Source organism: Moritella sp. 5, from assembly GCF_018219455.1.
In the GTDB taxonomy this organism is placed as follows: domain Bacteria; phylum Pseudomonadota; class Gammaproteobacteria; order Enterobacterales; family Moritellaceae; genus Moritella.
Genome location: NZ_CP056122.1, coordinates 2,778,210 through 2,792,391 on the forward strand (window position 1 = coordinate 2,778,210; position 14,182 = coordinate 2,792,391).

The following is a 14,182-nucleotide window of genomic DNA, read 5'->3' on the forward strand; positions in this document are numbered from 1 at the left end:
GCACTTATTCCTTTAAGCTATTACTATACTCTACGACATCCAACTGACCCAACATCATTGCAGCTTGTGTCCGGTTCCGTACATTCAACTTACGGAAAATCGCACTCGCATGGGCTTTAACCGTGGCTTCAGCGACACAAAGCTTATCCCCGATTTGCTTATTAAGGAGTCCCTCAGAAAACATCATTAATATTCGATACTCTTGAACGGTTAAACTCGCAATCGCTTCATCTGTTGTGCTATTCGTTTCTTCTTTGATTTTTTCATATGAACCAGGAACCCATAACTGACCAGCTAACACCTTGCTAATAGCCGAAATTATTGTTGGTACCGACTCAGACTTGGGCACAAAACCCGACGCACCATGCTGCATTGCTTTACTTATGATAGTTTCATCACTGTAGGCAGAAATAACAACCACAGGGATATTCGGATATTGTTTTCTGATACGAATTAAATGATCGAATCCATGAGCACCAGGTATATTTAGGTCCAGCAACAATAAATCAGCATCTACGTTAGCGACAAGGCACTCATTAATACTTTCGACGGTTTCAGCTTCCAGCCAATGTGTCGTTTTAAATTGCTCTTTTAATGCAATCAATAATGCTTGACGAAATAGAGGGTGATCGTCAGCAATGATGATTTTTTCTGGCATTACGTGCATATTCATCCATGCGTTGCTACAAATAATTAACCTCCACTATACATGACACCCTGTAGACAAACTGTGACGAACTTAACTTGCTCAGTTCGAGGTACACGACGACGTAATTAACTAAAAGCAGTTGAGATCAAAGATTTAAGTTGGGTATTTCCTTTAAGCTCTGAATATTGAATTTTTGCCATAAATAGTTCTGCGGTGGCAATCGCATCGTTCAATGCATTGTGTGCTGGATAGTGTGGTAGACCATATTCATCACGTAAATTGCGGAGGTGAAGTGTAGATGGCGCATATATTTGATTGTATCTATCATGTCTTTTTTTAGCTAATGCTAGCGTGTCGATTATCGGAAAAACAGGTGCCATCCCATAAAGCTTTATACAGGCTTGTTCTAGAAATGTTTTTTCAATTTGTGCATAGTGAACCAACATTGTTTTTCCAGCCAATGCGGTTAATAAGTCTTCGACTACACTTGCCAATGATCGCCCGCTGGCTTTATCTTGGTCTGTAATGGTATGAATCATGACATTCTTCGCTTCGAGCTCACAATGCGCTGCAACAATTTGATGGTAACAACTACCCAGCCTAATTTGGTTTCCAGATAATTCAACATAACCAATACTCAAAATATCATCGTGTTTTGCATTTAGCCCTGTTGTTTCAAAATCGACAGCTAAAATATCACTGTGCATAATAGGCTTATCAAGATCGACAATTGGGACACTCAAATATTGTTTCAACGCCCCTTCTGGCGCTTTAGTTAATAATCGCTTTCGCTGTGTTTCTAGACTAAAGAAAGATTGTATAAGATTCATCTCACATCCTTATTATTGACCTACGGCTAAACCATTTGACGATAATTTTGCATTGCTTTAACGACTTTAAACGCATCTTTTAAATGTTCACGTTCTAACCGAGAGATTTCTTTTGGTAACAAATAGCTATCAGCCTCTTCACCTCTTTCGATCTGCTTGGCTTGATGCTCTGCACGTAACATACCTAACAATTCAAACGCATCAATTAAGTTAGCCGACTCGGTCCGACTTAATGATGGCGTACCCGCCGCTAACTTTAACCGCATTATCGTATTTACATCTTCAATGCCTTCAGCAAGTGCATAAATACGAGCCAGATTAATAATCGGAGCAAGACCGTTATGTTTCAGATCGAGACCTTTTTTGTTATTGCCATCATGAACAAGTACAAAATCACGAAAGAAACCTAATGGCGGTTTTTGTAATAATGCATTACGCGATAAATGCGCTAAAAATAAAGTGTTCTTTTGGGTTTGTATGAGCATATTACGACGAACATCTTGCAATAATGAACTATCACCATGCACAGTGGCGAGATCAAAAAACACGCAACTATTCAACAATGCTTGAGGCTCAGGTTGCGTCACCCAATCGGTAAAGTACCCTTGCCAAACTTGCTTTTTTTGTCGCCACAGCTGGTTCGTCGCCATAATATTACCCGGGCAATAAATATAACCGCAGGCCGCCAAGCCATCACAAATAAAATGAGCGAAAGCTTCAAACCAGCCTTCTTGTTCAGGCGTAGCATGATCAGCAATGATTAACGCATTATCTTGATCGGAATAAACAAGTTGCTCTTGCCGTGCTTGTGATCCCGTACACAACCAAGCATAACTTACCGGAGCCGCCCCTAATTTTTGTTCTGCTAATTCGATCAAGCGGATAGTAAAAGCCATCGTCAGCGCACTGATATTTTTACCTAAATAATCTGCGCTAGCCCCCAGTTTCGCCATGCTTACCTGCAGTTTCGGTAACATCGAACTAAGTTCAACCAAGGCCGTGACAGAACTGGCTTTATGGATCACAGAACTTAAATTTACAGCATGATGGCCTTCTTGATTCATTAAATCCGTTGCCGTTAGCATCCCAACTAACACCCCATGATTTGTCACTGGCAAATGATGAATACGCTGGCTTATCATCAATGCTAAAGCGTCATGTCCACACAGGTTGATATCAATTGTCACCATTTTATCAGTCATGATTTCTGTCACCGGACCTTGACTACTCAGTCCTCTAGCAACACAACGTCGTCGTATATCTTTATCTGTCACTATCCCCGCAGGGCTACCATTAGCCATAATAACCAAACAAGATACATTTTTTACTGTCATGTATTTGGCAACATTTTGAATACTTGCTTGGCTTGATATCGTAATGGCAGGACTATTGTAATAATCCATAATTGGCGCATTGGTCAGACTAGACGCTATCAATGCAGATTCACTTACCGCCCCCATTTTATCCTGTAAGCGCTGTGGAGCCGTTTGTAATAAAAATTGTAACGCATTAGGGTAATCAATCAGTAATTCCTGCAATGCTTTAAAATCAATTGAATAGATCAAACTATCTTCTTCAATCCGTAAGCTTATCTGTAATGCATCTATATTTTTTTGGCATAATACGCTGCACAAATCACCCTCAGTAAACTTAGCCTGAAGTTCGTTTATCTCGTTGTAATAAGCCACAACGCCCTTTTTAACCAGATAAAGTATGACTTGATCGTCACGCTGTGTTTCTAATTCTGATTGATTTCGGTAATAACCAATTGAGACGTGTTTAGCAATGAGGTGACAATGCTGATCGCTTAACAAATTAAAAGGAGGAGTAGTTTTAATAAAATCAACCATGTCGTTTAATGCTGCATTCATATCTCTATCCCTACTCGTTAATCAAAGAACGCTAATTAAAGTCTACACCACTTGTTTTGTATGTTTAGTTTTAACCTATCTACCTCTAAATCGTCAACGCCATAAATAATATATAGACGAAAGTTGTATAGGGTTAATTTTTAAAGGTTGCTAGATTTACAACATGCTAGTTGCGAGCACCAACAATTTGTCATTCAAGTTAAGGACAACTTATAAGGTGATCAACCACTATCTAATTTTACTTACTTAGATTTAATCGTTTTTTTTGGGAGAAAGGATATGGAACAAGAAAACGCCTATTGGCAAGCCAATATACGACTCATACTAACCTGCTTAGTTATATGGTTTGTCGTGTCATTTGGTTGTGGCATTTTATTCGTCGAACAGTTGAATGAGTTTAGGCTTGGCGGATATAAACTTGGTTTCTGGTTCGCGCAACAAGGTTCAATTTATACCTTTGTGGGTTTGGTATTTTGGTATGCAGTACAGATGAATAAACTGGACAAAAAACATAACGTTGAGGAAGAATAAATGAGTGAATTAAAACTCTATACCTATATCGCCGTATTTGGTTCATTTGCCATTTATTTTGCTATTGCTTGGTTTGCCCGCGCCAAAACAACCAGTGATTTCTATGCTGCCGGTGGTGGTATTACACCATTACAAAATGGTATGGCGATCGGCGCCGATTGGATGAGTGCAGCATCATTCTTATCAATGGCAGGTCTTATCGCCTTCCTCGGTTACGGTGGTTCAGTCTTCTTAATGGGCTGGACTGGTGGTTTTGTACTGCTTGCAACCTTACTTGCTCCCTATATGCGTAAACATGGTAAGTTTACTGTGCCAGAGTTCATTGCCGACCGTTATGATTCCAAGACTGCACGTGTCGTTGCCATTGTCTGCTTAATTGTCGCGTCAGTAACCTATATCATAGGTCAAATGAAAGGGGTTGGTGTTGCTTTTTCTCGTTTCTTAGAAGTTGATTACGACCTAGGTTTAGGCATAGGGATGATTGTAGTATGGGTTTATGCGGTACTTGGTGGTATGAAAGGGATTACTTATACCCAGATCGCGCAATACTGTGTACTTATCTTTGCTTACACAATCCCTGCGGTATTTATTTCATTACAACTGACTGGTAATCCAATTCCTCAACTTGGTTTAGGTAGTACACTCGCTGATGGTAGTGGTGTTTATCTACTCGATAAAATCGATATGGTTGTTACCGACCTTGGATTTAAGGAATATACCACTGATAACATGGGTGGCACATTAAACATGTTCGCTTACACCATGTCGCTTATGATCGGTACAGCTGGTTTACCCCATGTAATTATGCGCTTCTTTACTGTTCCAACGGTTAAAGATGCGCGAGCTTCAGCAGGTTATGCATTAGTATTCATTGCGTTACTTTATACCGTTGCGCCAGCGGTCGGTGCAATGGCCCGTTTCAATCTAATGAATACAATTGAGCCAATTGCTGGTCAACCACTAGAATATGAAAAACGCCCACAATGGTTTAAAGACTGGGAAAAAACAGGTTTATTAAAATTTGAAGATAAAAATGGCGATGGTAAAATCAACTATGTTGCAGACCCAATTAAAAATGAGATGGTAAAAGTTGACCGAGACATTATGGTACTGGCGAATCCAGCCATTGCAAATTTACCAAACTGGGTGATTGCACTCGTTGCTGCGGGTGGCTTAGCGGCTGCACTATCTACAGCTGCGGGGCTGTTATTGGCTATTTCATCCGCCATATCACACGATTTAATGAAAGGTATAATAACACCAAATATGTCAGAGAAGTCGGAACTTAAACTAAGTCGAATAGTGATGACGATTGCCGTTATTGTCGCTGGCTACCTCGGGCTTAACCCGCCTGGATTTGCCGCGGGAACCGTTGCCCTCGCCTTTGGTTTAGCAGGTTCGTCATTATTCCCAGCGTTAATGATGGGTATCTTCTCGAAGAAAATTAATGGTCGTGCAGCGGTCGCTGGTATGTGTTCAGGTTTAGGTATCACTATGCTGTATGTATTCCAACACAAAGGCATTATGTTCATCCCTGGTACATCATTCCTCGGAGGCATGGAAGAAAATTGGTTCCTAGGCATTTCACCAAACGCATTTGGTGTAGTCGGTGCAATTGTTAACTTCTCCGTTGCTTTCATTGTGACTAAAGTAACAGGTGATGCACCATTACATATTCAACAACTGGTTGATAACCTACGCTTTCCTCGAGGTGCAGGGGCCGCAGCAGACCATTAGTCACTGACATAGCAAAAGACCGTAAGGTTAAGTAAAAAGCACTGGGCGTAAAACATTCAGTGCTTTATTATACTCAACGTACCTAAATTTAATAACCCATAGACTTGAGGTAGTCACCAGCTACGCTATAAAATCCTTTTAATTCCTCTGCAGTTAATTCCGATTGCCACTGTTCATCAAGTTTGATCACTTCACTTAAATCCAAACGCATACCATTTCCAACAACGTGATGCTCAACAGTTTTGAAATCCAATCGTTTTTTCGTAGGATCAACACCGATAAATTCAAAAATTCGATCTAAGGTATTACCTGTATTTTTACAAATATCTTCATAATAAACTTTAATCCATTTATCTTGATCCATGGTTGCTAATAAAGCCTCGGATTCCTGATTGCTACGGAGCCATTCTCTAGCCGCAGCAGAAATAGTACGTCCTTGCTCTTGAGTTTCACCACTACCACCACCACGTAGTTTAGGGTCTTTCGCATCAGCGTATTTAGAAGGATTTTTGTAAGCAAGCGATACACCTCGTCCATCGCGTATTACCCAGATAACCCTTACATCCAGATCTTCATTTTTAAGCAGATATTTAAGACGGATCCCAATTTTAGAGGAATCAACCACAGCTTGCGATCCAGTCTGCTCTATAATCGCGCTAACATAATCGGTAGTACGTTGTTGTAGTTTTGGCGATTGTTCCCGCCATGTTGGTGACAATGATAATAGGCCATCTCTAAGCAATTCAATAAAAGGGGAACGCACTAATGGCTTAAACAAGTGCAACATATATGGTGTGGCATCAGTACGAATGTCCGTTCGGGCATTCGAAATACTGAAATTTTGTCCTTTATTCGCCATCTTATCGCTGATCCCACTCCAGAAAGAGCACTCATCAATAATAGTTTGGCACGAACACAGATAGCGCTCTTTTCCACCTAACCTAGGTGTCATTAACTCTCCAACACAGCACAAATCTGGGTGCGCCCCTAATAACATAGCGGTTAGGGTGGTTCCTGAATGGCTGGCTGCAGACAAAAAAATCAACTTTTGTTTTTTAGTGGACATAATAATCAATACTCAAATTTTTATTTAAATTAAATTATAACTTCAGATGATAGGACTCCAGTAAACGGTTAATTAGGATGAACGCTATTACTATTCATCAACTCCTGATACACAGAAAATGTACGCTTGGCGACGCTTTGGGCATGGTATTGCGAAAAAGCGAACTCTTTTGCGTTCTTCCCCATCGTTAATCTTAGTTGAACATCATCCAATATCATTTTAAATTTATTAGCAATATTATTTTCATCCAAAGGATTAATTAAAAAACCAGTTTCACCGTTACGTACCATATACGGCATCCCGCAGCGGTTAGAAGTGACAACTGGTACACCGACAGCCATTGCTTCTGCAATTCCCATCGGGGCATTTTCACTTAACGAAGCTAAGGCATAGATCGAAGCCTGACCAAGCTCTTTTTTTATTTGAAATACCGATAGTCGACCCAATAATTTAATATTGTCATACAAATTGTTTTCTTTAATATAATTATTTAACGTCTCTGCATACTCATTATTAACCATTTCACCAGCAATTCTAAGCTCAATGTCATACCCTATACGCATAAGTAAAGCTGTTGCTTTGACTAGAATAAGTGTATTTTTTAACGGTGATATCATCGAGGATGTAAAAATAACCTGCTTATTTTCATTCCGTTCCACAGAAAAAAAATCGTCAAAAATTGGATTTGCAATATCGTAAATAGTTGCAGAAGAAACAGATGATACTTTTTCCCGTACATGAGGATTAATAGATATTATGTTTTTTTGAGCAGCCCAACTGCGTTGTTCAATTAATTTCCAAACTTTGGACCTCAACCAACAAAACCGACTAGATGAAAAAAGTGTATTTTCATAGATAAAACCATGTACGGTAAACACTTTTGGAATAGATAAATCATTAAGCATAATACCGTAAGTATCATGTACATGAATTAAATCTGGTTGTAAACTTTGCACATAACCAGCAACCAACCCCTTACTTTTCGTCACGGCATTAAACAGATCACTACCTTTAGGTTTAGGTAAGCGATGAATAGTCACTTTCCCCCAACTATTTTGAGTTATTTTCTCTGTTTGCGTACAAAGGGTAACAATCTGAATATCCAGTTCAGTGTATGCAGATAGTGAATTAACCAAATTAACACTGACAGCCTCTACACCACCAAAAGGGTGATTAACATCAAGAGGAAATTGTGTGACAAAAGCGAGTTTTATTGATTTCATGAAAAGACCTGTTAAATTTGAGTCCCTAGATTATTAAATAGTGTTTCAAATCGCCCCATAACCTGATCAACGGAATGATGCTCTTGATAATAATCTCTCGCATTAGACGAATATACTTGCCATAAATCACGATCAGAACAAAGCTTTCGAATGCCTGAAATTAATTCATCTTTACTCGTTGCACTTATCCCAAGTTTTCTTTTCTGTATTAAACTGTCCGGATCAAACGTAGAAACAATCGGTAAACCTTGGCTCCAAGCTTCCAAAAAAGTATTCGGAAAACCTTCATATTCTGAAGAACAACAAAATACAGTACTGGAATGATATAATTCGGGCATATCTGTACGTGCAACCATGCCTAGATAAGTTACATTAACCAAGTTTCTCATGGTATCCATTAACCCTTGTGAATAGGCGTCTTCTTTACCCGGGCTCCCTCCGACAACAAAATTATATTCAGGCAATTCAGAAGCGACTTGTAAAAACATCTCTAAACGCTTACATTCGTGAATCCGAGCAGCCCAAAGTATCGTTGGCTTACCTTTATGCCATTTTAATGGTGAATATTGGCTGTCATCGGGTCCTAGGCAGGGCATTGGCATCATCGAAGAGTCAATACCGAAACCATGTTTTAACATGTTAACTTGTTTATTAGTTTGTGCAATTACCTCATTCGCATTTAACAAACCGTATTTATAAAGCCAACGCTCTCTTAATGTTTTCATGATAGGCAAACTAGGATCAGCATCCATATCACTTGCTAATGAATATAAAAACTTTTTATTATTAGCTTTACACCACATTGCTACCTGCCCGGTAATATATTCACCACAGTTTTGATAATACACATCGGCGCCTGCACGTTTCATAGCGCTTATTAAGCTAGTCCATCTTGGATGAAAAAAGCGAATACCAGGTAGGCCAGCATCTTGGCGGCAGGTTTTAATTACATGTACGCCATCAATAATTTCATCATCCCCTCCCCCTTCAATCCAAGTTAATAAGGAGACTTTATGGCCCTTTTTCACTAACCATTTTGCCATCAGGCTCGTTTGTCTTTCAACTCCGCCGATAGATCCCTGCTCTCCCCCCGTTACCGCGCCATATGCAAAATGAGCAACAAGACAAATATTAACCATGACATTTAACCTTGAGTTTAATAAGTGATAAATACTTAAAGATTAAGCAGGTAAAGAATCTCAGATACTGTTTTATTTGAAGGGAAATCAAGGCGTTTTAAATTCATTAAATCATCCTTTGATTTACACAAACCAAGATCAGTAGAAAAAGCAGCACGATAACCACATTCTTTTATTAGTTTAATCGCTAACTGATTATAGCTACCATTAGGATAACAAAAATATTGACATTTAACTGCAATCTCTTGTTCTATATGATCTTTAGAAGATTTAACTTGTGGTGACATTTGTGTTTCCGACAATCTTTCTAAACGAAAATGGTCCACAGTGTGGCTTGCAACGTCTAGTCGTCCCTGCACTACCACTTCTTGAAGCTGGGCCCATGTAGCAATAGCAGACCAATCATCATTTGCACAAATATCAGAAAGAGCCCTACCAGACTGTTGTTCAAGTATTTCAGAAAGCCCATTAAATAGCTCATTCATTTGAATCTCGTCAGTAAAATGATGCTTACAACAATCCCTAAAGTTTTTGTAACTCTTCTGCAAAACGCCACGAGAAGTTGCATCAAAGTAATACTTCTTCTTTTTATATTCAAGGGTGATCTTTCCCCCCATATTTTGTTGTAGTGCGTAGTCTAACCGGTCGAACCAAAAAGGTAGCCCAGAATCAATATGCCCAGTGACAACAAATAAAACAGGCTTAATACCAAATAATTCACAAATTGGTAAGGCATAATCAATATTATTACGGTAACCATCGTCAAAAGTAATAAGCATCGCATTATCAATTAACGGCGCTTTTCCTGCTAATATATCAACCGCTTGCTCAATATTAATAAACTGATAGTAACCAGACAAAATACTCAAAGTACGTTTAAATTCATCAGGAGAAAGCTGTTCGCGCAGTGGTTCCCAAGCACTTTTTGAGTGCTTTTTCATAACTCCATGTAGCATCAAAACACAAATTTTATGCCGATTTTTATAATGCCAAAATGATAAGATCCCCAACTTAGCTAAACAGTGCAATGCTATAGATTTAAAAAAATTATTACTTTTCATCACTCCTCCATGAATGGCGAACATGTGAGTGCTTAACAGAAGTAAACCGTTCAACAGATGCTAAAACTATAACGGTGCAACTTTATTTTTAAAGCCAACCTCCTGCCCGGCTAAATCACTAATGGAAGGATTGAACGACACAAAAAGCTATTATACGGGAAAGCTTGCTTCTGGAACCTTCATCAAAGCCCTTTAAAATAGTTCTAGGCTTATTCCAATTAGTTTAGGTTATACCTGAGTGAACTGCAGAAGCATCTAATCTAAATATTCAAACCATATAGCTAACGCTTCAATTTTAGGCTTTAAACTGGGATTTATCTCATTTTGGATTATAATAAACATACTTTTCAAATACAAAATAAATGCAATATAGGAATAATCAATTTATCTATTACTAAACATAAGTTATTTCCACACGGAGTAAACATGAATAGTTTATTAAGATACGTAACATATTGTATATTCATAATAATACTTTCAAAAACTAGCGCCGTTTGGGCGTTTAACTATCCGGTAGGTATTCCTGATGCGTGGATTCCCCCTGATATTACAGCCCCTTTGTCTCCCTCACCTTGGACCTCAGAGATCACTAATATGTATTATATTGATGGCTCTAGTTCTAATTGCTCTGCAAAAATTACATATGGAACAATTACCAAACCAAGATGTACTTTTCCTTCATTACTTCCAGCAGGCTCATATGTAGAGATACACGGAGGACCATATACTTATACAAACACAGCTTATTTCCACTCTGAAGGAACTAAATCTAAACCTGTATGGATCATAGGTGCAAAAAATAATCTGGTAAAAATGCATCTTGTACTATCTGGAACATATTTATATCTAGATGGATTAAATATTGAAGGTGATAAAGGGATTTCAGCCCGACCTTATCAGAATAGACAAACAGATCATATATTGGTGCGTAATACTGTTATAACAGGTTCTGGTTCTTTTAGTGTTGGCACTACCGGCATTAATGCAAACGGATTGTCTGGATTACAATTTGAAGGCTTCATCGCGTATAAGAATACGATATCGTATATGGGTGATTCGGAAGTCGCAGCTGAAAATGATCGGCATGCATTGACAACTGGCAGTTATATTAATGATGTATGGCATTTGTATAACACGACACACCACAATGGTGGTGATGGAGTTCAATATTCCCATAGCGGCGTTGATAGTCACCACTTCTATTACGGAGGAAATACTAGCTATGATGAAGGTGAAAATTGTGTGGACATTAAGCAAGCAAATGATGTAATTATTAGTCAGAATACTTGCTCTAACATAGAGAGTTCATCATCCTCACAAGGATCTTGTATGGTGGTTCATTATGAACCCAGTAGAATCTGGTTTATTAATAACGATATATCTGAATGTGTTTACGGAATAAATTCTTCAGGAGCCAGTGAGCTACACGTTATCGGCAATAACATTCATGGGATGAGGGAAATCTCAGGAGAAAAACATCCCGATATATCAACTTATCAATCAGGGGTAGGATTCATGGCGTACAATACGGGAAATACATACATTAGTAATAACACCATTACTGATGCAGTTCATGGTATTGCGTATCAAACACTTCCTGGATTCGAAGCCGATATTACAGGGAATATAATAGCAAATCTACGCAATGGCGAATTCTCAGGTAACAATGCATACGCAATTATCTTGAAGGGTGATGATACTGCAGTGGCTAATTCAAACATTGAAAATAGTTTGTTTTATAACCCTATTCGGATTTATGTGGATGGCAGAATACACACCGAACTCGCAACACTAGTGTCATCAGGAAAATGTAATGATAGCGTAAACAGTTGTGTAACCCAGAACCCATCTTTTTATAAAGATGGTCACACCCTAACGTTAGGTTCTCCTGCAATAAATGCTGGTAGTATTTCCAGTTCTTACACTGTTTTTAAAAATCTTTACGGCAAGGAGATAACCACAGATATACTTGGTAATAATCGTCCACATGATGGAGAATGGGATATTGGCGCGTATGAATACATAGGCAAGGGCGAAACGCCTAAGGCGCCTTCAGGAATTTCCATAAAAACATTAGATCCTTAATAATTAAAAAACCACAACCTGAGTACAATATTATCGAATAACACGTTTAAATATTGTATATAAAAGTAGTTACTCAGCTAAATAAAAACCTGATGGAAAAATATTTCTTTTTTTAATTTTCATCCCTATGTATTCAGCACCCACAGGCGTGGTATGAGTATCATCAAAGTAAACAGGCAAATTGTTACCAGTTAAAATTGCGCACTTATTAGAGTCACATAAGGTACTCATAATGTCTATATATTCAAACCTTAAAACATCTTTGTTTTTATTGAATATATGACTTTGAAAATCAATATTTACATTCTTATCATTCGCAATTTCATCAAATGCCGAAAGTTCAAGATCTACATCATTATAATGTGACTCATAAATTATTTTTTGGATCGATTTATTGAATGACTTACCTCCGACAATATAAATAATAGCCTTTTCATTAGCCTCTCTAATGTTTTCAATCGACTGTATAACATATGGCATATTTTTATCTTTCCAAAGCATCGATAAAATAATGATTGTCGCTTGTTCGACAATAGGGTCTTTTTGGATTCTTTCAATTTGATTTTTACATAGCTCTTCTGAAACATAGCCATTTATTATATTTTCATTTATTTTAAATGACTCCTTTAAGCTATTTTCATCTATATAGAAAACCTCACAGCGCATTTTAACCATTCTCGATACTACATCGACATTCTGACTAAGACCAGCACCATAAAGTGCATTTATAAAATCTCCCGATTGAGAGTCCCCTATTGTTAATACTTTATGTTTTACATCTTTGAATGATATTTTTTTATCGAATTCGTGAACCAATTTCCATGTATATTCACTATGCCCATCCGTTGCCGGACTTATAATAACAGCATCAAAAATAGATTCTGGCATATCATAAAAATAATTAGCATTATAAAAAATAGTCGTTGATAAGATACTCCCGATAAAAACCATGTGTAATGGTTTACATCTTAAATAACTAAAAGTACTATCAAAATCATTTCTTAAATTAATTTTCTCTATATACTTGTAACTCAAGAAACCCAATAACGTCGATAATGCAATACCTAAGTATACATACTCATCATTTAGTGAAAAATAATAAATCCCTACAACTAATGGCCAATGCCACAAGTATATAGAATAAGACCATTCTCCCAACTTTTGAAATACAATATTATTAGTAATAAAACTATTATTTCGTTGCGCTTGGATAATAAGAAATGAACCTAAAACAGGAAATATAGCAAGATAACCCGGCCATGGGTTCTCTTTTGAAAAAAATAGATATGAAGTAAAAATAAGAGCGACCCCAGTCCACTCAACTAATCTCTTTCTTTCTTCTTTAATCGTAAAAGGATAAAGATAGGCAATACCACCAACCATCATTTCCCATGCTCTTGTAGGTAATAGATAATATGCCGGATCAGGCTTGGCGTAGGTAACGACGATGCAAACAATAAAACCTAAAACTGTTCCAAGTATAATTATCGATTTTATAATCTTTATAGATATAAACTTTCGCATTACGACAAGTGTCAGCGGGTATAACATATAAAATTGCCATTCTGCAGATAGTGACCAAGTGTGCAAGAGCCATTTTTGATGTGCTCTGGCATCAAAATAACCAATCTCCTTCCAATATAGAATATTAGAAAAAAAGCCTAAGCTACTAGCAACATATTTACCTAATACTTTATAATCAAGCGGTGTAAGATAAACCCAAGTAAAAATAAGTAATACCAAACAAAGAAAAGCTAAAGCGGGGATAATCCTATTAGCACGTGCAACATAAAACTTTAAAATGGAAAAGTTGTCTTGCTCTATTCCTCTGAATATTATTCCCGTCATCAAAAAACCAGAAATAACAAAAAAAACATCTACGCCAGCAAAACCACCAGGTAGCCAAGATGCATTAAAATGATACAATACAACAGCAATAACAGCTATTGCCCTTAAGCCATTAACATCTTTTCTAAATATCATAAAGACC

General features: G+C 37.7%; 11 protein-coding genes. 3 read left to right on the forward strand and 8 right to left on the reverse strand.

All coding sequences use genetic code 11. The annotated features are described in order from the left end of the window. Positions 1–4: 4 nt before the first annotated feature. From HWV01_RS12435 to HWV01_RS12445, 3 genes are all read right to left on the reverse strand, one after another. Positions 5–667 carry a response regulator transcription factor gene (locus HWV01_RS12435; RefSeq protein ID WP_211675843.1) on the reverse strand — a complete coding sequence of 221 codons (663 nt, stop codon included), beginning with the start codon at positions 665–667 and terminating at the stop codon, positions 5–7. 107 nt (positions 668–774) lie between these two features. Further along, positions 775–1,479: an exonuclease domain-containing protein gene (locus tag HWV01_RS12440; protein WP_211671854.1), complete on the reverse strand. Its 705-nt coding sequence runs from the start codon at positions 1,477–1,479 to the stop codon at positions 775–777. 26 nt (positions 1,480–1,505) lie between these two features. Beyond that, on the reverse strand, positions 1,506–3,350 hold the full coding sequence (locus HWV01_RS12445) for a DUF294 nucleotidyltransferase-like domain-containing protein (RefSeq protein WP_211671855.1): 1,845 nt from the start codon (positions 3,348–3,350) through the stop codon (positions 1,506–1,508). 279 nt (positions 3,351–3,629) lie between these two features. Here HWV01_RS12445 and HWV01_RS12450 point away from each other — a divergent pair, with 279 nt between their 5' ends. Both HWV01_RS12450 and HWV01_RS12455 read left to right on the forward strand, forming a co-directional pair. Further along, entirely contained in the window at positions 3,630–3,881 is a 252-nt protein-coding gene (locus HWV01_RS12450; RefSeq protein WP_045110219.1) for a DUF4212 domain-containing protein, read from the forward strand. Continuing rightward, positions 3,882–5,618, forward strand: a complete 1,737-nt coding sequence (locus tag HWV01_RS12455; RefSeq protein ID WP_211671856.1) for a sodium:solute symporter family protein — start codon at positions 3,882–3,884, stop codon at positions 5,616–5,618. 88 nt (positions 5,619–5,706) lie between these two features. Here HWV01_RS12455 and HWV01_RS12460 read toward each other — a convergent pair whose 3' ends face one another. The 4 genes from HWV01_RS12460 to HWV01_RS12475 form a co-directional block, all read right to left on the reverse strand. Continuing rightward, positions 5,707–6,684 carry a sulfotransferase gene (locus HWV01_RS12460; protein ID WP_211671857.1) on the reverse strand — a complete coding sequence of 326 codons (978 nt, stop codon included), beginning with the start codon at positions 6,682–6,684 and terminating at the stop codon, positions 5,707–5,709. Positions 6,685–6,752: 68 nt separating this feature from the next. Continuing rightward, a complete protein-coding gene (locus tag HWV01_RS12465; RefSeq protein WP_211671858.1) occupies positions 6,753–7,907 on the reverse strand; it encodes a glycosyltransferase family 4 protein in 1,155 nt (384 codons plus the stop codon). Between the two features lie 11 nt (positions 7,908–7,918). Continuing rightward, positions 7,919–9,046, reverse strand: coding sequence for a glycosyltransferase family 4 protein (locus HWV01_RS12470; RefSeq protein WP_211671859.1), 1,128 nt, complete (start codon positions 9,044–9,046; stop codon positions 7,919–7,921). A gap of 35 nt (positions 9,047–9,081) precedes the next feature. After that, positions 9,082–10,107 carry a polysaccharide deacetylase family protein gene (locus HWV01_RS12475; protein WP_249185297.1) on the reverse strand — a complete coding sequence of 342 codons (1,026 nt, stop codon included), beginning with the start codon at positions 10,105–10,107 and terminating at the stop codon, positions 9,082–9,084. A 426-nt stretch (positions 10,108–10,533) separates the two neighbouring features. Between HWV01_RS12475 and HWV01_RS12480 the strand changes: the two genes are divergently transcribed. Continuing rightward, positions 10,534–12,192 (forward strand): choice-of-anchor Q domain-containing protein, encoded by a 1,659-nt coding sequence (locus HWV01_RS12480; RefSeq protein WP_211671860.1) that lies wholly within the window; start codon positions 10,534–10,536, stop codon positions 12,190–12,192. Positions 12,193–12,261: 69 nt separating this feature from the next. Here HWV01_RS12480 and HWV01_RS12485 read toward each other — a convergent pair whose 3' ends face one another. Continuing rightward, entirely contained in the window at positions 12,262–14,175 is a 1,914-nt protein-coding gene (locus HWV01_RS12485; RefSeq protein WP_211671861.1) for an acyltransferase family protein, read from the reverse strand. Positions 14,176–14,182 lie beyond the last annotated feature (7 nt).